The sequence below is a fragment of the Archaeoglobus veneficus SNP6 genome (genome assembly GCF_000194625.1).
Lineage (GTDB): Archaea > Halobacteriota > Archaeoglobi > Archaeoglobales > Archaeoglobaceae > Archaeoglobus_C > Archaeoglobus_C veneficus.
The window spans coordinates 1336181-1358416 of sequence record NC_015320.1 but is presented as its reverse complement, the minus strand read 5'-3'; the positions used below and the strand labels follow the sequence as shown (position 1 = coordinate 1358416).

Below are 22236 nucleotides of genomic sequence, written 5' to 3'. Positions count from 1 at the left end.
TTTTGATAGTATATATACTTTGAGAAAACTGTGGTGATGGAGTTGATAATTGTGAATTATAGACCGGAATGAATTGTGCATGAATAATTCATATAACAAAAATTAAATGAAACAAAAATTAGAGGTGGACGTAAACGGCATCAATTATTCCATCGAGCTTGACCATTTCGTCGAGCACTTCATCGCTTGGCGGGTCATCAACGAGAAGCAGCATTAGCTGCACTCCACCTCTCCCACCGTACCTGCCTACGAGCATACCGGCGATGTTTATGTTGTGCTTTCCGAAGAGTGTTCCAACTCTGCCGATAACTCCCGGCTTATCTTCGTGAAGAGAAATCACATAGTGGCCTTCCGGCACGAAGTCCACCTTGTAGCGGTCAATTCTGACTATGCGGTACTCGCTGCCGAAGCATGTACCTGCTATGCTGATGCTGCGCTCACCGTTACTTATTTCAGCCTCGAGAAGGCTCTCGTAACTCTCGACATCACCCCTCGTTTCCTCGATAGCAATTCCACGCTCTCTCGCTACTGGAAGCGCAGAAACGAGGTTGATGTTAGACACTATGCCCTCAAGAAGCCCCTTCAGCAGAGCCCTTGTCACGAACTCCGTCTTGACTTCAGCGAGCCTCCCCCTGAATGTAATTCTTACGCTTCTAACTGCCCTGAGTCTGGAGGCTGCAAGCCTCCCCATTTTTTCCGCGAGTTTGAGGTAGGGCATGATGTACTCGTACTCTCTCGCATCCATACTTGGTAGGTTTACTGCATTTCTGACGGGCAGTCCTTTCGCCATGTTGATGATTTCATTGGCAACAGTCATGCCGACGCTTATCTGCGCCTCTTTCGTCGATGCACCGAGGTGGGGAGTGGTAACCACATTTTCGAGGGTGAAAAGCGGGTTGTTTGCATCGGGCGGCTCTTTCTCGTAAACATCCAGGGCAGCTCCAGCGAGCTTGCCCTCTTTCAGGGCATCGTACAGTGCTTTTTCGTCAACAAGTCCCCCTCTCGCGCAGTTTATTAGATATGCTCCATCCTTCATGATGGCAATCTTCTCGCGGGATATCAGTCCCTCAGTCTCCTTTGTTTTTGGTACATGGATCGTCACGATGTCAGAACTCTTCAGAAGCTCGTCGAGGTCCACGAGTTTCGCTCCAATTTCCTTGGCTCTTTCCTCGCTTATGTAGGGGTCATATGCAAGCACGTTCATTTCCAGAGCCTTTGCACGCTTCGCAACTTCGAATCCGACCTTGCCGAGACCTATGACGCCTATGGTTTTGCCCCTAAGTTCCATACCTATGAACTTCTTTCTTTCCCATCTACCCTCCTTGACGCTTCTATCTGCCTGTGGGATCCTCCTTGCGACTGCGAGGATCAGAGCAAGTGTATGCTCAGCCGTGGAAACAGAATTACCGCCAGGGGCGTTTACGACGATTATGCCGTGCTGCGTTGCAGCCTGAACGTCTATATTGTCAACGCCCACGCCAGCCCTTCCGATTATCCTGAGCTTCTTTGCCGCCTCAATAACTCGCCTCGTTACCTTTGTGCCGCTCCTCACAACGAGTGCCTCGTATTCCGGTATTATCGAAACGAGTTCATCCTCGCTTATGCCCGTCCTGACGTCAACTTCCAGCCCCTCGCTGCGCATTCGTTGTATCGCTTCATCTGGTATCGGATCGGTGACAAGGACTTTCATCGCCCAAGCTAAAATAGTGAGATTATAAACTTTTGCTTTAGAGTGACAAGGCCGAAAGACTCTTCACTCGTTTCCTTCGTAGAAAACTACCTTGACTCTCTCCTCGGTAATCAACCCCTCCTTCACGATTTCAGCAAGTTTTGGTTTTATCTTTTCTATTTTGTCCTTTCTGTCTACAACCTCTACAACCACAGGGAGGTCTGTTGATAGCCTGAGAACCGAGGTTGTGTGAATTATGCTCGTTTTTCCGAAACCTATGATGCCTCTGAAAACAGTTGCTCCAGCAAGACCCTGCTCCTTGAAGAACTCCACCAGATACTTGTACAGGGGTTTTCCACCGTATCTGTCCGATTCACCTATGTATATTCGCAGGAGGATGGCATCTTCTCCGTTCATATCGGACACCCTTTACGTTCTCCATATACTCAGTGCAATAAGCTTGCCCACATACACTCCGAGCAAACACAGACTGATTGTCCCGAAAGTGTAAAGAAGCGCCAGGAGGAATTCCCCACTCTCCAGCATCTTGAACGTCTCAAAGCTGAAGGTTGACATTGTCGTGAATGAGCCGAGAACACCTATTGTCAGGAAAAGTCTCGTCTCGCTGTCGAAGAACCCCCAGTATTCGGAGAGATACATTATCAGCCCAATAAGAACACAGCCAGTGAAGTTCACTGAAAGGGTACCGAGGGGAAATAGGGAGGTTCTGCTCTGCATCCATCCACTTATGTAGTATCTCAAAATTGCTCCGGCAAATCCACCAAGACCAACTGCAAGCCAAGTGTACATTACAGCGCCATACCATTGCCGATTTTAATACATTTCCCCATGGTGGGCTTTAAAGCTGAATTGTTTGAGGAAACCGTTAAATACGAAGCAGAAATTACATTCAACGTAGTACATAGAGATTACTGTATGCGGGTGATGGCGTCCACCCTTAACCGCCCGGCAAGGGCTGATGACGCCTGTTTTCGGGGGTGGTTCGTTGTTCCCGCGGGCAGTGTACAACTCCCGTATCTGTGATATTATCAACGTCGAAAGGCTCAGAGAGTTTGTGCTAAGTAGAAGGAACGACGACGGTGGATTTACGTTCTGCAAACAGCTGCCATCCACTCTTCCAGAGACTTTCTACGCAGTATATATACTTACTTCGATTGGGGATGAGGTGCCCGATAAAGAAAAACTCGTTGAATTTCTGAGAAACAGCATCAGGACAGAACCCTACTCGATATTTTACACTCTAAATTCACTAAACCTTCTCAGCGAAAAACTGCTGGACGTGAGTGACCTTCTGTTTAACAGACTTGAGAAGATCACAAAAGTCGTACCGAGGGAATTCGGCTCAGAAATTGGAACTACGGCAACGTACTCTTTTGACATGCCAAACGTTCTGAAGGGCGTATATATCCTTACAAGCTCTCTAAGGTTACTTGGAAAGGAGATTCCGGATGAGGTGAAGGACTTCATCATGAAGTTCCGGAAAAACGGTGGATTCGGGATAGCATCGCCAAACCTTCAGGAAACGTACTACTGTGTTTCCGTTCTCGGCAATGTGATTGAGAGGGCTAACAGTGTTGTTTCCTTCGTCAGGGAACATGAGTGTCAGGGTGGTGGCTTCACGAAGGTTCCGAACGGCTACCCGCCATACCTCGAAGACACGTACTATGCAGTGTCGTGTTTTTGTGTGCTCGGCTATGACTACGCGAGTGAGAAAACAGCAAGGTATATCTCGGCTCTCCAGAATCCGGACGGCGGCTTTAGAAGGAGCATTCATGGGGGTATTTCGAGCCTTGAGTACACGTACTATGCAGTCGCGAGTCTGGTACTTCCTGAGGAATCTATCGGAAACCTGCGGGAGTGAGACTCTCATCTTATTGCTGCTGTAGGGTGAAATCTGTGACAACGTACTTCTGCCCGAAATGCTGGAGCGAGTTCAAAGAGGATTTTAGAAAGTGTCCTGTCTGTGGATATGATATCACTGAATACAAGAAGCTGCCATACGAGGACAGGCTTATTATTTCTCTTGGCCATCCTGTCAGGGAAGTTCGTATGAATACTATCAGACTGCTCGGGCATATGAAGTCTGAGAAGGTGTTGCCTCATTTTGAGAAAATGGCTGATACCGAAGATGTGTTTATCCTGATGGCGATAGTTGATTCACTCGCCATCATACGTTCTCGGAGAGCCATAGAATTACTTTCAAGACTTGCTGAACACAATTCGAAAATCGTTTCCCAGGCCGCCAAGAAAGTCTTAGAAAATCTTGAACCTTAAGCTCGACGAACGACGAATTAAGCTTTAGGACAAAACATGCCCAGAAATTGTAATCAAAAATCTTTTTTCTTATATCTACAGTTAAGTATAAATATTAAAGGATTTAAAACTTTAATTATGCATTTAGAGGAATATGATGAAATAAAGAAATGGATTACACAAGTTAAAGATAGCAGCAAGGCAACCTATCTTTCCGCAATGAAGGCATACATAGAATTTACGGGGTTGAACCCCAAGGAACTGATTGATGAGGCAGAAGAGGACAGAAGAAAGCCAAGAAGGCTGCAAGGTAAACCCGAAGAGAGATTGGCCGAGTTCCACAAGTGGCTTTTAACAGAATACGAGGTAAAGACAAGAGGGAAGGACAGAAAACCATCGGGAAAGAAGGGCATAAGTAAGATGATGGCAACTACATATGTTGGAGCTATTAGATCATTCTACAGACGCAACGGCTTTCCAATAATGACCAAAACACCAAAGGCAGCACCCAAGAAAGAGAACCGAAAAATGATGCTTACACCGAGAGAAGTAAAACTGTTAGTTGACCATGCACCAACGCTAAGGGATAGAGCAATAATCTTGTTTATGTTCCAAGGTGGTTTCGATGCATCAACGATATGCAGCCTTAACTACGGAGATGTTAAAAGGGGACTGGAAAGAGGAGAAGTACCGTTGTTGATAGAGGTCGTCAGAGAGAAGGACGAGGTGGAGTACTTTACTTTCGTTGGTTATGATGCTGTTGAGGCTTTGAAAGCTTATCTAAATGACAGAAAGAGAAAAGGGGAGGAATTGAGGCTTAATTCCCCTTTGTTTGCCAAGGAAGGAGCTAAGAAACTTAAGCACGAACGCATAACACCAAACCTGATACAGAATATGCTTAGAGAGACAGCACTGAAGGCAGGGTTGATCAGTGAAGAAGACTTGGAGAACGCCGACTTAAATCCCTGCCGTCCACACGCATTGAGAGCAGCATTCTCTACTATACTAAGACTAAATGGCTTCGATCCCCTATTGGTTGACTTCATGCAGGGACATAGAATTCCCTACAATGGAGCATACCTTATTCCACCACCCGAGAAGGTTAGGCAGATGTATGCCGAGGTTGAACCACAGCTAAGCATAAGCTCGATGCATCCTGTTGAGAAGAGAGTAGAGGAGAAGCTTAAAGCATACAGAGAGGACATAGCAGAGTTGCAGAATGAAGTAAACGAATTGAGAAGACTCGTGGAGATTTTGATGACGAGCGTTTTAGATATAGGCGATAATAAGGTGGAAGCACAGGAGCTTATTGACAGAGTAGCTGGACTTGTTAAACAGCCGGAGAGAGTGATAAAGATAAGTGAGATAGAACACTACAGTGGAGGAAAAGCTAAGGTTAAGTTAGCTTAATCTCTACATCCCTTATCTTTTCGTGGTGTTTTGTTTTATGTGGTATAATTATATGATGATGTGGCATAAAGTTCGTGAGGTGTCGTATATGCCTTTCTGACGCTGTCCTGATATTGCCTTAGGCCTCTTCCATAATATTCCTGACACTGCTTTAATAACTGATCAGTGCTCTCGGTTACTTCTACACGTTCTTTAAGCATATAGTATCTCTTCCTGCCCTTAAGTCTGAACACAGGATTATCTTTTCTTGTCTCTTCCACAACACCCAGATTTACAAGCTTTTTTAGGGCTTTATATACTGTTAATCTGTTCCTTACGTGATCTCCGTTGGTTTTAAGCCAGTCTAAGATTGTGTCCACATCGGCAATATGCAAATTGTTTAATGCCCTGATGACTAGCTTTTCCCTTGGTGTTAGCTCCAGATCCTTGGCGTTTAGAGGCAGAGTAATGTCTGTTAGTGCCAAGCTTCCCTTGCTAACTCTATCTCCATTGATTTCTACAACTCTAAATGCTGCAAGAATTTCCAGCCTTTGCGTGATCAGGTTTAAAGGTTTGCCCCATCTTTTAGCTATTTCTTCCACCGAGACAGATCGGTCATTGCTTACTGAACTAAGTATAGCTTGATCTATTTCCCGTGATCTTTGTTTTACCTGCTCTACGAAATCATGCATAAATTATTTTTAAATTAAACAGTGATAAAAATTTTGGTTAAGTTTTTATGGTCGGTTCTCCAGCAGGTACTATATTGGGAGGGGAGGGATATACCCTGAATACTGATTTATTGGATAGTTACTGGTTGTTTACTCCAATAACAATTTGGCCTGCTTTCTTTTAACTAAGTGACTATGACACTATATAGATTACCTTAGTCAAACTCTCTGAGACTATATGGTTTTGTTAAATCTCAAAATCCCTTAAATCTCGAAAAACATTGTTTTCCTTGTCCTCTACCAAGTACTTTATACATGGGCTGTTGTTAAGGTTATTAGCTATTTCTCTAAGCACATCCGGATCCTTGGCGATCACTATGCATTTTGACTTTCCGCTATTCTCGAAGCAGCGAATTAAGCCAGCTTTTTCGGGCAAATTGAATTCTCCAATATTATCTGCCATAGATTATGTTAATATTGATAGTATTTAATAGTTTGGTTGAAGCCATTATGAACAACTATGAAAACTCATATATGCTGTATTCATAATATTATTTTATGTATTATTTATGATCCACACTTTTACCCTTCAGGGCTTAAGTCAAATCCATCAACTATAAAGCCACTATTACTATCATTTCTACGTTCGGCATCACTAACGGCCAGCATTTTAACAATACCAGTGATTGGATCATGCTTCTCAATTATTCTTATATCCTTAACCTCTACAGTTTCGTCAGTCTCTGGCGGATCAGGTAGGACATCTACAAATTCGTATTTTACTTTCCTTCCTTCTCTTTCCTTTCTCAGTAGACCAGCACGAACCATGAGATTTAGAAGCAAAGACTTTACCACATTCCGCCTAATACCCACAGTTCTGAACCACCGATCGACATCAGTTGGTGTTAGTGTCTTGCCCTTTGTTTTCTCCCAGAACTGATCGAGAGCACTCGAATCAATGCCAAAAAATTCCCCTTTTTCTTTTTCATCATTTGTATACTTAAGCAATGTGAGCCACAGTAATGAGGCGTTCTTAGTCAATTTCAGAACCTCCAAATTCTTAGTTATTAGACATTCACTATCTTGATTACGAAGCCCCTGTACTATTTCAGACCATGAACGTGTCTCAGTCTCGTTTTCAACGGAAACGAAAAAGGGCGATTTTTTCTTAATCTTTCGAGCTGTTATTTTCGTGGGCATCGTTCTGATGTTTGTAAGTGGCAAGAAGTTGGACTTAAGTATGATTTCTTTGGTATTACTGTCGAGATTACCACGCAGCTCGTTCAGTACAAATTCCTGTTCCTGCTTGCTTCTCTCGTTCTTATGACACCACACGATGAGACGAGGTAGTGGATCATCTTCATCAATTGGAGAACACCTTAAGATAACCTGTTCAAGCTCGTCTCTCATTGCTTTCATTGCGTCTCCATCAGGTACGGCGAAAGTATAGTTATAAACAAAGACAACATTAATCATTGGAAGATCGATACCCTTACTCACCCTGCTGTTTAAGTAAAGGATGATCTGATAACCATCGAGCAACAGCTTCTCAATCTCCTCTTTGGTGTGTTCCTCTGCAATAACACCAGCAACTCCGTGTTTTCTTAGCTCATCCTTAAGTTTTCGTGCGTCTTTCTTACGTCCAGTAACCCAAGCAGAAGGGACACCATGAGCATACAGAAATTTAGCTATCTCAAATGGTTCACTGGTTATGACATTGATGAACCATGGCTCGAAACGGAAGTTATCCTTGCTTATTAATTTGTAATTTCTGTTTAGCTTACCGAATAGCCATTCGTCCGCTTTGCTTGTCCTGTTAAGCACGAGCCAGATGACTTTAAAACAGCTTAACCAGTCCTTAAACAGCACATGATCAGTGTCAATCTTGCTCCATACTCTTGCTCCACTCTTAACGAAGAGTACTTCAAAGAAGATAGTGGCGAGAGTGTTGGCAAGCATGTTGTATGCTTCATACATGTCATCGTTTAGCTTCCCTTTCTTCTTGAAATATTCGATGATTCTTATGATCTTCTCTGGATCAGGATGATAGTTATTAAAGTACTTATGGGGCAGATATTTCACGTTTAGCTCAGCTTTAATTCTGGTTAATGCTTCCTTCTCTGGCTGATCCACATTCATGGCTTTGTATTGTTCTTTATAGAGACGATAAGACTTAATTACTTCATTCACTTTCTTAGCCCAGGAGCACCAAGCCTGAATGTGTTTGTTCTTGTGGCTTTCAAGCATCTTGTAAGCACGCTCAAGTGGGCTATCCTCGGTGTACTTGCCGAAATCTCTATCATAACTGAACACGAGCAAGCTTTGTAGTCTGAACCACCTAACTGTTTGTTCTTCATCGAGCACAAGCAGATCAAATATCTTAGGGTCATACCAAATAGCAATCTCGGGAACAGTAACAACCGCATTGATCATGTTGTCCTTTATCATCTGTGTAGTATACTTCACTATGTCCTTGCGTCTGTTTTTGCTAAGAAGTTTCCAGAGGTCAGCAGGAGTCCAGCTAATAGCATTTCCTGTGTAGTTATAGTTAAAGTTCTTCCACATAACACCAGCCACATGAGCACAGGAGACACCGAGAGCTGTTAAACGCTTCATTACTTCTTTCGCTTGCTCGTGAGTTCTAACAACGAAAAGCACCTTCGGGTTGGTCTTGCTTATTTTATAACACACAGCAAAGGTTTTCCCTTCCCTGATTGGTGCTTTAACGCAAATATTTTGGTGTGGGTTCAATGGTTCCAAAGCTTTAACTAGCGGTGTCCTTTTAACCTTACCGAAATCTTCATATATTGTCTCGTTATTTTGTGTTTGGCTCATGTTGGTTATCTCCGAAGGGTTTTTAATTTTTTAAGTGTGGGAGCAGTCGAGAACTACTGAGCCGGAGTTATCAGCTTTCTTTGCGAACTGGCTGACAATGTACCTTAAAGCCGCACTTCTGCTGCTCCTAAGCTCTTCTGCTATTTTTTCGAGTGTTTCAATAGTTTCTTTATCCAGCGTGAAAGTGTAAGTCTCCATAACGTGGAGTAATATATTACGTTATTTAAATTTTTTGCCTGAATAAAAAAGTGAAAGTTCTGATTATCATTTGGCAGTAAAATAAAATGATTCAGGGCTTTATCGTCAGATTAAGACGATTTTAGAAGATAACAAAACTTAAACTTATGTCACCAGAATATATTTACTTTATTAAAATGATAAAAGTTTAACTCCACGTTAAAAAGTGAAACCCAGATAGTACCGCTCAGGTATTATTGGCATTAATTATGATTTGCTTTAGAAAATATTTATATAAACAAAATAAAAAATAAGCTATTACTGCTCAGACCATCTTAATTGAGGATACATAATATCACTCACGTTTGATGAATGTGCCAAACCCAACGCATGTCCTATTTCATGCTTTGCAACTTTTAACATTGTAGCAAAATCTACATATTCTTCTTTTCCCTCCTCCAAATACTGTAAGGCTATTACAGCTTTCAGAAACAATTCTTTCTTATTTCCGTTTTTATAGTAGGTGACATACTTAACGTCTGTCAGTCCAAACGGTTCTTCTCCAATCCCCGTAACAACATCCGGTGCCCAATACACAAGTATTTCAGCTTCCGTAGGGTCTGAAACTTCATCAAAAATCGGCTGATATGCTAGTGCGCCGTTACCTCCCTCTTCCCACCAACGCATTGCCTTTCTGAATGCATCAATATAAACACTTCTGTAAGCTTCGGGAGCTGTGTTTGCATCGATGTAAACCTTAAAGACATTATCTTGCCAAGGATTTTCCTGATTTCTTACTTCGACAGGTTCTAATGCTTCTACTAAAGATGCATCAGCCCCTTTCAGATCTTCTGGCTTCACATCGAACGTAAATTCTTCAATGAGGCTATATTCAAGATATTCAACAATACTCTTGTTAACCCTTTTCCATTTTGAGTAAACCTTAACATCATATTTGCCAAGCCCAATTGAACCTTCCTTACCCGAAGTCCAATTTATCCAAAGTGGCAAAAGTATATAGCTTGCGTTTCCATAGTACTCTTTAAAGGTGCATGTTTCTCCAAAACAATAGACAAACAAAAGCTTCTCTTTCTTTTTCAGCCTCTCATTCAGCTCAATTTTAGCGTAAACTCCAGAGGGCTTGGCTATAACTCCAACTTTAATTCCATCTTTGACCTCCCTCATTACAACTTGTTCAGTTGTATTCGCGTGAAGAGGTGTCTCAGTAGATTGAGGTGTTGTCAAACTCGGGACTGTTTCTGTGCCTGATGTTAGGAATTCTTGCTCTTCCATGAACTCAATGATCCCTATTATTGAAAAGAGAAGGATTATGGAAACTCCAGTAAGAACAATCACTACATCCCGTTTCTTCCTAAAGACACCCTTACCCCTATACATAATATAAGGCAGTAGCCACGGTAAAGTTAGGATTAAACTCATACCAAGCATAATAAGTCGGGGATCATCTGTTTCACCTATTGCTGCTATAGGAACAATGAAACCCAGAAAAGCAGCTCCTAAAAGTATAAAGATGTCTCTAAGCCTCATTTAACCACACCTAGAACTTTTGTAAAATAAAAGTTTCGTAATTTACTTGTCTTTGTTTTTGTGTTTTTTGTTCTTGTTCTTCTATTTTCACCCCACATACCCTTACCAGATAAAACAAGTCTATTCCTCAAGTCAGCTCAGTCTGATGTTTGTACCCAGAAGCGTTTTTCACAGTCCTTGCAAAGGTATTCTTTTGCTCCTCTTCTCCACTTTCCAAACTCTATCAGTTTTGTTCCGTAGCTTTCAACATTTCTCGAGCAACAACGAGGACATCTAACTTCGTTACTCATTCTTACACCTCAGCACCTGATTTAGTCACTCCACTCCAAGTTTCTTAAATATTTTACCAGCCAAGCTTGAGTCCCATTTCTTTTTAGATTGCTCGTATCTCTCGATAAATTCTTTGGTAACCTCTAACGCTTTCTCGAACTCTTTAACTTTAGCCCATATCTCGAACTTACTTTCTTCATCTTCTAGTTCCTCAACCTTTTTCTTCAGACCTTCTATTGCTTCTCGTAAGATATATACAAACTCGTTTGGGCTAAGGACGGCCACGATTCTACTTTCGGAAATATTCGGATGCATTGCTCCAAGGTATCCGTCGCTTGTGCCAATAATTCTCATCGCTCCAATCCTATCTATGTGCCCCAAGTGTAACCACCTTTTTATTTCTTCTATATCCACTTCGACCATAATCATTTTCACAATTTCGTGGGATATAATTTTTACTACCAAATTGGTATACTAATTTGTTAACCGGAAAATTATAGTAATACCAAAATGGAGTGCCAATTTATGATCCAAGGTATTGGTAAATTTATCAATAGACCAACAAAAACTGGTGGAAGGACTTATGATAAATTCTTCATTTATATCCCAACCAATGTGGCTAAGGATTCCGCTTTTCCTTTCAAACCTGGAGAAGAAGTGGTGATAAGAATAGATGGAGATAGGTTGGTAATTGAGAAAACTAAGCGGAAATAGAAAATGCGTAATACTATATCCCCATCTACTCCCTTCAAGACAACCGTTGCTTGTCTTATCTCTCTTTACTCTTTTTAGCTATTTTAAAAAACTAAGTTAAGTCCAAAATTAATCAAAAATCTTTTTAAAGCCCGCAACAAATTCGATCACGGTGGTTTTAATGGGCGTGATGTGGCTCAGTGAAGTAGATAAAAACGATATTCCGCTTGTCGGGGGTAAGGGAGCAAACCTCGGCGAACTTCTCAGAAACGAAATTCCCGTCCCAAATGGTTTTGTTGTGGACAGCAGGACGTTCATGGATTTTATAGAAAGGACTGGTATTAAAGACAGGATCATAGAAATACTTGAGAGTCTTGACATTGAAAGCACGGAAGAACTTCAGGAAGCATCGAGGAAGGTTAGAGAGCTTATAGAATCGGCCCCGATTCCCGACGACATTGTTGAGGAAATCAAAAAAGCTTACAGGCAGCTATGCGAGGAAGAGGGTGAGGAAGTTTACGTTGCTGTAAGGAGTTCGGCAACAGCCGAAGATCTGCCGGAAGCGAGCTTTGCCGGTCAGCAGGAGACGTTCCTGAATGTCAGGGGTGAGGACGATGTTGTTGACAAAGTCAGGAAGTGCTGGAGTAGTCTTTACACTCCAAGGGCAATCTATTACCGGATTAGGCAGGGGTTCAAGCACGAGGAAGTGAGCATAGCTGTTGTTGTTCAGAAAATGGTTAACAGCGATAAGAGTGGCGTTATGTTCACGTCTCACCCCGTTACCGGGGAGAAGATTGCTATTATTGAGGCGGTCTGGGGTCTCGGCGAGGCAATTGTGAGCGGGAAAGTAACCCCTGATACCTACGTTTATGACAGAGTTAACAGGAAAATCGTTGATATTACTATTTCAGTCAAAAATCTCGCAATTGTGAAAAAGAACGGGAAAACAGTCGAAATCGAGCTGCCGGAGGAGAAGGCAAAAGAGAGAGTTCTCAGCGATGAGGAGATAGATGAACTTGTCAAGATCGGAGAGGTTATAGAGGACCACTACGGCAAACCGCAGGATGTTGAGTGGGCAATTGAAAAGGGAAAGCTCTACATACTTCAGTCAAGGCCAATAACCACGATTAAGAAGGGCGAGGTAAAGGAGGAGGTTGAAGAGGGTGAAATTCTCGTAAAGGGTCTCGGAGCTTCGCCGGGCATAGGCATTGGAAAGGTCAAAGTCATTCTTAGCGAGAAGGAGATAGGCAAAATAGAGCCGGGCGATATCCTCGTTACGACAATGACCACGCCCGATATGGTGCCCGCGATGCAGAAAGCTTCGGCCATAGTAACGGATGAGGGTGGCATGACGTGCCATGCAGCAATTGTTTCAAGAGAACTTGGAGTTCCCGCAGTGGTTGGTACGAAGGTTGCAACCAAGGTTCTCAAAGACGGCATGGTTGTAACTGTTGACGGTGAGAAAGGTGTCGTTTACGCTGGTAGTTTGAAGATTGAGAAGAAGGAGAAAGAAGTCGTTACGGCCGTCTCGGCACCGATTATCACTGCTACGGAAGTTAAGGTGAACATATCCATTCCTGATGCTGCAGAAAAGGCTGCTGCTACTGGCGCAGATGGCGTTGGGCTTTTCAGAATAGAGCACATGGTTCTTGGCCTTGAAAAGCACCCCATGAAGTATATCAAGGACGGAGAGATAGACAAGTACATCGAAGAACTCTACAAAGGAATGAAGAAAGTCGCCAAGGCCTTCTATCCGAAGCCTGTATGGATAAGGACTCTCGACGCTCCTACCGACGAATTCAGGACGATGGAGGGCGGAGAAGACGAGCCAATTGAGGCGAACCCGATGCTTGGATTCAGGGGCATAAGGAGGGATCTGAGAGAGGACGAGCACTTCAGGGCAGAGATAAGGGCCATAAAGAGGCTTGTAGAAGAGGGATACACCAACGTGGGTATAATGCTGCCTTTAATTACGCATCCGAGGGAAGTTGAGAGGGCAAAGCAGATAATAATGGAGGAAGGCTTGTCTCTTGAGAAAATAGAGTTTGGAGTTATGGTGGAAACACCTGCAGCAGCACTGGTAATAGAGGACATAATAAAGGTGGGTATAGACTTCATTTCGTTCGGCACGAACGACTTAACGCAGTACACTCTTGCTGTAGACAGAAACAACGAGAACGTCGCGTATCTCTACGACGAGACTCACCCAGCAGTCATGAAGCTGATAGAGAGAGTAATCAAGATATGCAAGGAGCACGGCGTTAAAACATCGATATGCGGTCAGGCGGGCAGCTATCCGCATGTCGTTGCGAGACTCGTGGAAATGGGTATAGACAGTGTTTCCGCAAATATAGATGCGGTTCAGAGGGTAAGGGAGACTGTTGCGAGAGTGGAGAAGAAGCTCATTCTCGAGAAACTGAGGAAGCTTTAGTTTTTTTCTTATTTTATCTCAGTAGACGTGTTAGGATTGCCTTGATTCTTGGCTGTCGATATCGTTTCTGCAACCTTTAGTGGCTGTATGCGAAAACGAATGACGAAGATGTTAAAAACTGGTGAAGCCGCACTCGAAGTGGTGAACATGCAACCGCAAATTCTCGCAAGAATAGACTTCGAGGGTATTCTGAAAGAACTCCAGACGAGAGGGGTAAAGATTATCGGGATACAGCTTCCCGACGGCCTGAAGTACTGGAGTTCCGAAATCGCTGCAAAATTTGAGGCCGAAGGTTTTGAGGTTATTCTGTCAGCTTCTCCAACGTATGGGGCGTGCGACATCGATGTTTCACTCCTTCAAGACGTTGAAGTTTTGCTTCACTTCGCCCACGAACCAATTTTCGAGCTTGATAGAGTTATCTATGTTCCCTACAGAATTGATTTCGACGAACGGAGCGTTGAAAACCTGAACATTCCCGAAAGGAAAATAGCTCTCATTGCAACAGCTCAGTACGCGTGGAAGCTCGAGGCTGTGAAGAGTGTTCTCGAGGCCGGTGGTTACGAGGTGGAGATAGGCGGAGGAAGTGACAGGATAAAGCTTCCCGGCCAGGTACTGGGCTGCAACTACACTGTATTGAGAGATACGACGGCGGAAGCAGTTCTCTTCATCGGAGACGGTCTTTTTCATCCCATTGGGGCTGCCATGTACACAGGAAGGAAAGTTTACAGGTTCAGCCCCTTAAGCAACGAATTCGAGGAAGTCGAAGCGTCGGAGTTTCTTAAGGAGAGAATGTTTGCAGTTGCCAGAGCCATGGATGCGGAAAACTTTGGGATAATAGTCAGCTCGAAAATCGGGCAGAAGAGGCTCGGCCTTGCAAGGAAGCTGAAAGAGAAGGTAAAAAAAGCTGGAAAGAAGGCAGATATAATCGTCGCTGATGTTGTCAGTGTTGCAAACTTTAATTACGACTGCTTTGTAAACACTGCCTGCCCGCGCATAGCCTACGACGACTGGAGAAACTTTCAAAAGCCCGTTTTAACCCCTCTGGAGCTCGAGATAGTCCTCGGACTGAGAAGCTGGGGTGACTATGCCATGGACGAAATACTCTGAGTACTTTCCACCCGATTGCATGGAAAGGCTTAAATTTAAAGCTCACGAAGGCTGGGGAGGTGAAGTGTCATGAGATTCTTCATGATAGGGTTCGGTCAGGCCGGAGGTAAAATCTTAGACTTATTCCTCGAAAATGAAAAGATGAGGGGTAGCAAGATAGAGCTGAAAACTCTCGCAATTAACACTGCAAGAACTGACCTTATGGGTTTGAAGCATGTTCCCATGCAGGATAGGATTCTGATCGGCCAGACTGTAGTTAAGGGTCATGGTGTTGGGACTGACAATAAGCTCGGGGCGAAGATAGCCCAGGATGAGATAGAAACGATTCTTAGCGAGATAGACAATAGAGGTACGCACGAGATTGATGCATTTCTAATAATTTCTGGCCTTGGTGGTGGAACCGGCAGCGGTGGTTCACCTGTCCTGGCGAAGTACCTTTCCGAGATGTACTCCGAGCCAGTTTATGCCATTGGAGTTCTGCCTGCCCCAGAGGAGGGCAAGCTCTACTCCCTCAACGCAGCAAGGAGCATGATTTCCCTTCTCAAGTACGTTGACAACCTCATCCTCGTTGACAACGGCGCTTGGAAGTTTGAGGGGTTGAGTTTGCGCGAGAGCTTTGCCAGGATAAATGAGGAGATTGTGAGAAGACTCGCAGTTCTTGCGAGGGCGGGAGAACCCATGGAAGAGGGAATGGTCGGAGAGATGGTCGTTGACAGCTCGGAGGTCATAAACACTCTGAGGGGTGGAGGCATATCGTCAATAGGCTACGCTACTTCACTCGCAGAACCTGAGTCGAAGAAAAAAGCCAAGCTTCTCCCCTTCTTCAAGGCAAGGAAGAAGGAAGAGGAACCGATAATGGAGGACGACAAGGCGATGAAAATAGCCTCCCTCGTCAGGAGGGCTGCGCTCGGCAGGCTGACAATTCCATGCAATATCAGAAGTGCGGAAAGAGCCCTCGTGCTCGTTGCTGGCCCACCCGAACACCTCGACAGAAAGGGGCTTGAAAAGGCAAAGCTGTGGTTAGAGGAGCAGATTGCTGGAGTAGAGGTTAGAGCCGGAGACTATCCGACAAGGAGAACGAAGTACGTTGCTGCCCTTGTAGTTCTTGCCAATGTGACTGATATTCCGAGAGTTAGAGAACTGCAGCGCATGGCTGCTGAGGCGAAGGAAGAAGTTGAAGATGCGGAAAGGATGCGCATAGAAAAGACACTTTCGCTCTTCGACGAGGACATCGAGCCGCTTATATGAGGTGGTGGGATGAGAAGGCTGGCGATTGCGCTGATAGCCTTATTTGTTCTGATTCATCCCGCTCTCGCCCTTGAGAAGCTAAACGCCAGTGACTTTAAGGAGCCGGATGTAACCGTTACGATTAACGATGTGGAGTACAAGCCGACGCTGAGTGATGGAAAGCTCGTTGTGGATTGCGTATGTGAGAAGGGCAATTCTGTGGAAATATCTTATATAATTGAGCCGATAGATGAGGATAAAGCAAAAGATGTCGATGGGCGAACGTACACTGCAAGAACCGAACTGAGTGGGGCTATTATAAAGGCTACTGTCTACTACAGAAACGGAGGTGGCGTGGGCTACGAGAGCACACCTGGAAAAACTTACCTCGATATAAAGGTTGGGGACTGGGAGGATGGACTTGATAAAATAAGTGTTACAGTTCAGGGAACGACTCCTTCTCCATCATCGAGGCTGCAGGAGTTAAATGCCCTGAAATTTGACATTCAGGAAGCAGCCGAAAACTGCCTCCCTCCGGTAGTTCTCCTCGTTGTGGATTACACAAAGTTCCAGAACGATATTGACTCCATGAAAAAGCAGTACGATGATCTATCGGCAGTTCTCGAGGCATACATCGGGAAGGTTGACACTTCCAAGCTCAGCGATTATCTCAACTATGCGGGCCAGAACATATCTCTCGCTGAAACCTACTACAACGATGGTGAATATGTGAAAGCCGATGAAAGGCTGAACTACGCATCTGAGTGGCTTGACAAAGCAGACACGGAGGCTAAAAAGGTAAAGGCAGAGTACGCCTGCGATCAGGCTGACAAAAAGCTGGAGGATATTGGAGGCATCCTCGACACGATAGATGTTTATCTCAGCGAAATAGAGGAAAAGAACCTCGTTAACACGAGCACGCTCTTGAACTACAAGACCGATTTCAGGGGGCTGCAGGAGAAGAGCAGCAGCCTTGCAGAAGAACTGGCTGTGGCAAAGGCCTACATCAGCACTGGAAAGTACAGCGAGGCTGAGATAAAAGCCAGCAACATTCTGAATGAAGCAAATGAGCTCGAAAGTTCTGCAAACGCGCTGCTCGACAAGTTGAAGAAGGTGGTATCTCCGGCCGAAACGGCAACTCCGGAGAGCACTTCGGAACCGTTCAAGATGCCGAGTATAGATTACAAACTTCTCGGCATGGCTATAGGAGCGATCGCAGCAATTGCTATCGCTGCAGTCGGCATAAAGAAGTACATGAAGCGCAGGAAGTGGGACGAGCTGAAGTAGTGATAAGAGCCCGGGGGTAAGAGTCCGATAGAATGATCGCCCTCGTACCCTTTGGCAGGGTCGATGGATGGCTCGTTGAACGTATAGAGAGGCTGGCAGCAAAATTTTTCTTTAACCTTTCTGTTTTTGATTCTGTCCCCGCTCCATCATCTGCCTATGACCACGCAAGGCGCCAGTACAACGCCTCTGAGCTTCTGCTGACTCTAAGGAACCTCGCATGCAGTCGGGGCTTTCAGAAAGTTCTGGGCATCACTTCTGAGGACCTCTACTATGGCAGTTCTCTTTTTGTCTTTGGATGCGCCGAATTTGGTGGAACATCGGCAGTCATCTCAACCTGTAGGCTTAAGGCTGAAAGCGAAGGTCTGTTCGCCAGTCGGGTGTTCAAGGAAGTACTCCACGAGCTTGGCCACCTATTTGGACTGGAGCACTGCATGAATGACTGCGTGATGACATTCTGCGAGAGACTCGATCAGATTGATGTCAAGAAAGCGTCGTACTGCAGCGAATGTCTCGAAAAGCTCACCAAGGCTATAGAAAACGTGAGGCAAACGTCACGGGCTCACTCTGGCACTCCTCAGAGTAGGGACATCTGGTGCACTTCGAGTCGTTAACACCTTCCGGCATAAATCCTTTTACGAGTTTCGCAACTCTCTCCACGAGTTTCATGACGGCGTATCTGTCCTTCCTCCTAACCTCGACTCTCTTTATCTCACCGTCGAAGCAGTGATAAACAAAACCCATCGAAACTTCTATGCCAGCGTCTCCAAGAAGCATGCAGAAGGCTGCGATTTTAATCCTGTCTCTGTACCAAACACCGTCTTCCGGAGATCTTAGGGCAAGAACGAGGGGATAATTCTTCCCCCGAAACCTGACCATTTCATCAAGCTTCCCTTTCAGCCTGAGGCGGGGAGATTCGAGCACTATATCGTTCTCCATCTGCTCGAACTCGTCGAGCATGGGGTTGAAGACGAAGTTTTTCAGAGCTTTATCAAACACATCCAGGTTTTCTTCCCCGTACAGACCCACAAACTTCTCCTTTGCCCAGTTATCGTCGAAGCCAGACCTTCTGCTGGAGTAAATTTCTTTCGCAGCATGAAGCTCGTTTACATCCTGTCCGCCGTGCTTCAGCCTGAAATAGCAGACGCGCGGGCAGTAGATATATCCTGTAATGTCGCTAACTCTGACGAGATTACTCTTCAAGCTTTACTACCTCCAGAACTTCGAGCGGTATTCGCTGGAGACGCTTACCTATTTCATACTTGGCTATTCTCGCTGCATGTTCTTCATTCTGCGCGTTGAAGACCTTCATTTCAAATATCAGACCGACGAGGGCCATTCCTGCAACCATGAACGCGCTCTTTAACGCTTCCCCGCACTTGGGGCATTCTACGTAGCCCACATCTATTTCGACGAAATCGAGGTCTGGACTGAGCCTTTTGCCAGCTTCAGCCACAGCTATGTTCATAGCATCCTCAACGCTTCTGGCCTTCTTAACTATCCATGCTCCTTGGAGCACAACAAGGTAGTTCATACTGTCTTCACCTCTGCAATTATCCGCCGAACATCTTTTTCAGGAGGCTACCTTTATTCTTTTTGCTCTCACGTTCATCTCCGCTCTTCTTGCCTCCTGTTCTGAACAATCCAATGCCGCCGCTTTTTTTCTCCGACTTCTTTTTGCTTTCTGTTACGACATTCACCGCAGCCCCCCCATGCATACTCTTTCTGACTCTGACACTCACGATTATCGGTCTTTCGAGTTCGGGGCTCACGACCATCGCCGTACCGGGTGGCAGTCGCTTAATCTCATCCACCATCTCAGCAGTAAGCCCTTCGACACCCTTTTTTATTGCGTTTATGTCGTTGGGATTTGTTACCCTGAGTATTATCTGGGTGTTGCACTGGCTTATTACATTCTTGTCAACCCTCGCCGGGCGCTGACTTATCACCATGAGCCCGAGGCCAAACTTCCTGCCCTCGCTCGCTATTGTACGCAGCACCGGCGTTGAAACAGCCCGACCAAAGCCTCTCTCGGGTATGAAGTTATGCGCCTCTTCGAGTACAATCATCCCCGCAGGCACCTCATTTCTTTTTCTGAGTTCGAAGAGCTGGTGGCATATCCTTGATACTATCAGATCCTGATGCTCTGGAGGTACTCCCCTCATGTCGAGCACTACTGCCTTTCCCTTTTGCAGGAGAACGTGCACCGGTGTGGGGTTTTCATCGAAAAGACCTGCTTCAACAATCTTTTCGAGATGGCCAAGAAGTGCCCACTTGGCGTTGTGCTTGATACTCTCTATTTCGCTCATTATATCTTCTATCGTGTAGTTGCTGCCCTTAAGATTCTTTATTGCCTGGTAGAGCAAAGCCTGAGAAGTAGAGTTCGTTATTCCGGCAAGCTCAACTATCTCCTCTGCTGTAAGGTTCAGTCCGTCGAGCTTCAGCACCCCATCAGCCCTATCAACGAAGGGCGAATTTGGAGGAACGTAAATCATGACGTTTGAATATCCTCTGGGCTTAACTCCAAATACTTCCATTCTCTGGATTTCTTCCTCGTTTCTGTTCGGTTCTTTCAGCGTTGCGTATTCGCCGTGGGGGTCGATTATGAAGAGGGGCACACCTCTCTCGAGCAACTCTTCTATTATCACTCCCGCCGTATAGCTCTTCCCGCTTCCGGTCTTTGCAAGGATGCAGCAGTGCTTCTGGACGAGGGAGTTTATATCGAGGTTGACCCTGATATCCGTATCCTGAAGGAGCCCGAGGTATATGCCCTCCTTCTCAAGCCCGAGGACATCTATCACCAGCTCCTCTTCGGCCTTGAAAACGTTCTCGCCCGGAACAAAGGGTGTTTTGGGCACTCTGAGCAAACCTTTCTCATCCCTCTTTCCAATAACTGTAGCTTTTGCAACATAAAGCTCCTTTTCAGCGTTTCTACCCTGCAGGACATCACTACCGCTTAAATCTGCCGTAGCCCTGATGTCGAGAACCTGAGCGACGACCCAGCCATCGACGTCGTTCCACACTTTAACGTAATCGGTACGCCTGACTTCCTTAGGATCGAAAACAACGAAGTTGAATTCGGTTGGCGAGGCTTCGCCATATATCCTTCCAACTGCTCCTTTCATTAGCGAAAAAAGGTCGAGAAGGATTAAAATGTTTCCACCATGCTACACTACGAGGTGTTAAACTATTTCACGAGCCTCTCGAGTTCGGGAGGGGCTGATGCAAAAGCTCTCAGGCATTCGTATTCCATGAAGTGAAGGGTTTCTGCCAGAATCACCATGATGTGCAAGCCTTCGCCAAACTCGTGATTTTTCAGCTTTTCGAGCGTGTCACACTTAACAACTGGCTCATCGCTACCAGCTCTTGCAATTCCAACAGCAAAGCAGTCTTCAAGACCAGCACTTCTGAGGATTTCTACTGCCTGAGATATGAGCATTGGCTCCGGATGCAGGTCAAGGTATAGCAGCGTGTGAGCATCCACGCTCCAGTTAGCGTGCACGACATTAACGGGTGTGGCTGAAGGTTTTCCGTAGGGGTAGCTTACAGTTGCGGACTTTCCAAATCTGTAGTTGTGTAAACCTGTGAGCCCGCAGACTGCCGAAGATATGCTTGCACCGTGGATAATTCTCGTTTTAACTCCCTTCTGCTCAGCTTCAAGTCTTAAGGCGGAGTGCGTCGTTGCCACCATCGGGTCGCCGGGGACGAGAATCGCCACATTTTTTGTTTTTGCTTCCTCGATTAAGGCTCCGGAATTCTCTTCCAGATCACTTCTTTCGAGAACTCTTATTTTTCTTCCTAAGAGTTCCTCAATTCTTTCAAGGCTTGTACCCATAAGTCTGGACGTGTAGAACTCCACACATACAACGTCAGCCTTTTTTGCCTCTTCAAGCCCCTTCAAAGATATGTCCTTCTCGTCCCAGAGACCCATTCCAATGAAGGTGAGCATGCACGTCGCTGGGCTGTGAGGCTAAAGTATTTTGCCGCTCACTTCACTCTCTTCCCTCTGACGAAGTAGTAAATTCTCTTAGCCTGCTTCTCCCCAATCCCTTCAACCCTCATTAGCTCTGGAATCGTTGCGTTCACAACTCTGTAAACACTTCCAAACTTTTCGAGCAATCTTTTCGCCTTCTCGACGCCTATGCCCGGTATTGCCGTGAGCATGGCAACGCTATCTTCAACGCTGGCCTTCTTCACTATCCTCGGGACGGTTTTCAGCTTTCCCTCTTCAACCTGTCTGTTGATGGATTTCAGGACAAGGCAGAATTCTTCTTCACTATCCGTCCGCAGAGGGATAACGCTGCCCTTACTCTTCAGAGCAATGCTGACGAGGCTGCCTGTGAACGCCTCTTTTCTTATTCTGGAGAAATCGACTTTTCCAACGATGCAGAGAAAAGAAAGTTCATATGCATTTGCGAGGCGGTGCAGCTGGTCGAAAAGTCGTCCATCGACAATTGAGCTGACGTAATCATCTGCATCTTTCCTTTCAACCGCAACAGCATAGCTGCCGTGGATAATAAGATAATCGCCAACTTCAAGCCTTTTCTTTCTCACAGTTATGCCCATGGACTGCAGCGCTTCCACTATCCTCTCTGGCTCTCTGTCGTCTGCGAATATCATGATGCAAGGTACATCGAAAACGATAAATTGTTTTGGTCAGA

At 45.2% G+C, this 22236-nt stretch carries 24 protein-coding genes and 1 riboswitch; of the genes, 9 read left to right on the top strand and 15 right to left on the bottom strand.

The window, feature by feature from the left end; genetic code table 11:
* Nucleotides 1-118 precede the first annotated feature (118 nt).
* The 3 genes from serA to crcB all read right to left on the bottom strand — a co-directional run bounded on the left by serA (nucleotide 119) and on the right by crcB (nucleotide 2479).
* On the bottom strand, nucleotides 119-1690 hold the full coding sequence (gene serA / locus ARCVE_RS07580; protein ID WP_013684189.1) for a phosphoglycerate dehydrogenase: 1572 nt from the start codon (nucleotides 1688-1690) through the stop codon (nucleotides 119-121).
* A 63-nt stretch (nucleotides 1691-1753) separates the two neighbouring features.
* Complete coding sequence (locus ARCVE_RS07575) at nucleotides 1754-2086, bottom strand: DUF190 domain-containing protein (RefSeq protein ID WP_013684188.1); 333 nt, start codon at nucleotides 2084-2086, stop codon at nucleotides 1754-1756.
* 12 nt (nucleotides 2087-2098) lie between these two features.
* Entirely contained in the window at nucleotides 2099-2479 is a 381-nt protein-coding gene (crcB, locus tag ARCVE_RS07570) for a fluoride efflux transporter CrcB (RefSeq protein WP_013684187.1), read from the bottom strand.
* Nucleotides 2480-2601: 122 nt separating this feature from the next.
* A riboswitch (Fluoride riboswitch) is annotated at nucleotides 2602-2665 on the top strand.
* Between the two features lie 10 nt (nucleotides 2666-2675).
* Here crcB and ARCVE_RS07565 point away from each other — a divergent pair.
* The 3 genes from ARCVE_RS07565 (at nucleotide 2676) to ARCVE_RS07555 (ending at nucleotide 5353) form a co-directional block, all read left to right on the top strand.
* Complete coding sequence (locus ARCVE_RS07565; RefSeq protein ID WP_013684186.1) at nucleotides 2676-3551, top strand: prenyltransferase/squalene oxidase repeat-containing protein; 876 nt, start codon at nucleotides 2676-2678, stop codon at nucleotides 3549-3551.
* A 35-nt stretch (nucleotides 3552-3586) separates the two neighbouring features.
* On the top strand, nucleotides 3587-3964 hold the full coding sequence (locus tag ARCVE_RS07560; RefSeq protein WP_013684185.1) for a HEAT repeat domain-containing protein: 378 nt from the start codon (nucleotides 3587-3589) through the stop codon (nucleotides 3962-3964).
* A 117-nt stretch (nucleotides 3965-4081) separates the two neighbouring features.
* Nucleotides 4082-5353 carry a tyrosine-type recombinase/integrase gene (locus tag ARCVE_RS07555; RefSeq protein ID WP_013684184.1) on the top strand — a complete coding sequence of 424 codons (1272 nt, stop codon included), beginning with the start codon at nucleotides 4082-4084 and terminating at the stop codon, nucleotides 5351-5353.
* A gap of 35 nt (nucleotides 5354-5388) precedes the next feature.
* Here ARCVE_RS07555 and ARCVE_RS07550 read toward each other — a convergent pair whose 3' ends face one another.
* The 7 genes from ARCVE_RS07550 to ARCVE_RS07530 form a co-directional block, all read right to left on the bottom strand.
* Entirely contained in the window at nucleotides 5389-6024 is a 636-nt protein-coding gene (locus ARCVE_RS07550) for a hypothetical protein (protein ID WP_013684183.1), read from the bottom strand.
* Nucleotides 6025-6250: 226 nt separating this feature from the next.
* Nucleotides 6251-6466, bottom strand: coding sequence for a hypothetical protein (locus ARCVE_RS07545; RefSeq protein ID WP_013684182.1), 216 nt, complete (start codon nucleotides 6464-6466; stop codon nucleotides 6251-6253).
* Nucleotides 6467-6585: 119 nt separating this feature from the next.
* Nucleotides 6586-8838 carry a hypothetical protein gene (locus ARCVE_RS07540; protein WP_013684181.1) on the bottom strand — a complete coding sequence of 751 codons (2253 nt, stop codon included), beginning with the start codon at nucleotides 8836-8838 and terminating at the stop codon, nucleotides 6586-6588.
* Between the two features lie 30 nt (nucleotides 8839-8868).
* Nucleotides 8869-9036: a ribbon-helix-helix domain-containing protein gene (locus ARCVE_RS11115; protein ID WP_013684180.1), complete on the bottom strand. Its 168-nt coding sequence runs from the start codon at nucleotides 9034-9036 to the stop codon at nucleotides 8869-8871.
* Between the two features lie 297 nt (nucleotides 9037-9333).
* Nucleotides 9334-10563 carry a matrixin family metalloprotease gene (locus ARCVE_RS10840; protein WP_013684179.1) on the bottom strand — a complete coding sequence of 410 codons (1230 nt, stop codon included), beginning with the start codon at nucleotides 10561-10563 and terminating at the stop codon, nucleotides 9334-9336.
* Nucleotides 10564-10700: 137 nt separating this feature from the next.
* A complete protein-coding gene (locus tag ARCVE_RS11360) occupies nucleotides 10701-10853 on the bottom strand; it encodes a hypothetical protein (RefSeq protein ID WP_013684178.1) in 153 nt (50 codons plus the stop codon).
* A 25-nt stretch (nucleotides 10854-10878) separates the two neighbouring features.
* On the bottom strand, nucleotides 10879-11256 hold the full coding sequence (locus ARCVE_RS07530; protein WP_013684177.1) for a hypothetical protein: 378 nt from the start codon (nucleotides 11254-11256) through the stop codon (nucleotides 10879-10881).
* Nucleotides 11257-11358: 102 nt separating this feature from the next.
* Between ARCVE_RS07530 and ARCVE_RS07525 the strand changes: the two genes are divergently transcribed.
* From ARCVE_RS07525 to ARCVE_RS11110, 6 genes are all read left to right on the top strand, one after another.
* Entirely contained in the window at nucleotides 11359-11547 is a 189-nt protein-coding gene (locus ARCVE_RS07525; RefSeq protein ID WP_156786038.1) for a hypothetical protein, read from the top strand.
* A 160-nt stretch (nucleotides 11548-11707) separates the two neighbouring features.
* The gene (ppsA, locus tag ARCVE_RS07520) at nucleotides 11708-13957 is read left to right on the top strand and encodes a pyruvate, water dikinase (RefSeq protein ID WP_013684175.1); all 2250 of its coding nucleotides are present in this window, start codon (nucleotides 11708-11710) and stop codon (nucleotides 13955-13957) included.
* Nucleotides 13958-14104: 147 nt separating this feature from the next.
* Nucleotides 14105-15064, top strand: coding sequence for a diphthamide biosynthesis enzyme Dph2 (gene dph2, locus ARCVE_RS07515; protein WP_048086241.1), 960 nt, complete (start codon nucleotides 14105-14107; stop codon nucleotides 15062-15064).
* A gap of 69 nt (nucleotides 15065-15133) precedes the next feature.
* Nucleotides 15134-16312 (top strand): tubulin/FtsZ family protein, encoded by a 1179-nt coding sequence (locus ARCVE_RS07510; RefSeq protein ID WP_013684173.1) that lies wholly within the window; start codon nucleotides 15134-15136, stop codon nucleotides 16310-16312.
* Between the two features lie 9 nt (nucleotides 16313-16321).
* Nucleotides 16322-17578 (top strand): hypothetical protein, encoded by a 1257-nt coding sequence (locus tag ARCVE_RS07505; protein WP_013684172.1) that lies wholly within the window; start codon nucleotides 16322-16324, stop codon nucleotides 17576-17578.
* Nucleotides 17579-17610: 32 nt separating this feature from the next.
* Nucleotides 17611-18189 carry an archaemetzincin gene (locus ARCVE_RS11110; RefSeq protein WP_013684171.1) on the top strand — a complete coding sequence of 193 codons (579 nt, stop codon included), beginning with the start codon at nucleotides 17611-17613 and terminating at the stop codon, nucleotides 18187-18189.
* Here ARCVE_RS11110 and ARCVE_RS10835 read toward each other — a convergent pair.
* The 5 genes from ARCVE_RS10835 to ARCVE_RS07480 form a co-directional block, all read right to left on the bottom strand.
* Nucleotides 18107-18778 carry a Dna2/Cas4 domain-containing protein gene (locus tag ARCVE_RS10835; protein WP_013684170.1) on the bottom strand — a complete coding sequence of 224 codons (672 nt, stop codon included), beginning with the start codon at nucleotides 18776-18778 and terminating at the stop codon, nucleotides 18107-18109. The genes ARCVE_RS11110 and ARCVE_RS10835 overlap by 83 nt on opposite strands.
* On the bottom strand, nucleotides 18768-19109 hold the full coding sequence (locus tag ARCVE_RS07495) for a DUF555 domain-containing protein (RefSeq protein ID WP_013684169.1): 342 nt from the start codon (nucleotides 19107-19109) through the stop codon (nucleotides 18768-18770). Before ARCVE_RS07495 ends, ARCVE_RS10835 begins: the two co-directional genes overlap by 11 nt.
* A 19-nt stretch (nucleotides 19110-19128) precedes the next feature.
* Nucleotides 19129-20700, bottom strand: coding sequence for a helicase HerA domain-containing protein (locus ARCVE_RS07490; RefSeq protein WP_013684168.1), 1572 nt, complete (start codon nucleotides 20698-20700; stop codon nucleotides 19129-19131).
* A 62-nt stretch (nucleotides 20701-20762) separates the two neighbouring features.
* Entirely contained in the window at nucleotides 20763-21524 is a 762-nt protein-coding gene (dph5, locus tag ARCVE_RS07485) for a diphthine synthase (protein WP_013684167.1), read from the bottom strand.
* 38 nt (nucleotides 21525-21562) lie between these two features.
* A complete protein-coding gene (locus tag ARCVE_RS07480) occupies nucleotides 21563-22195 on the bottom strand; it encodes an ERCC4 domain-containing protein (protein ID WP_013684166.1) in 633 nt (210 codons plus the stop codon).
* Nucleotides 22196-22236 lie beyond the last annotated feature (41 nt).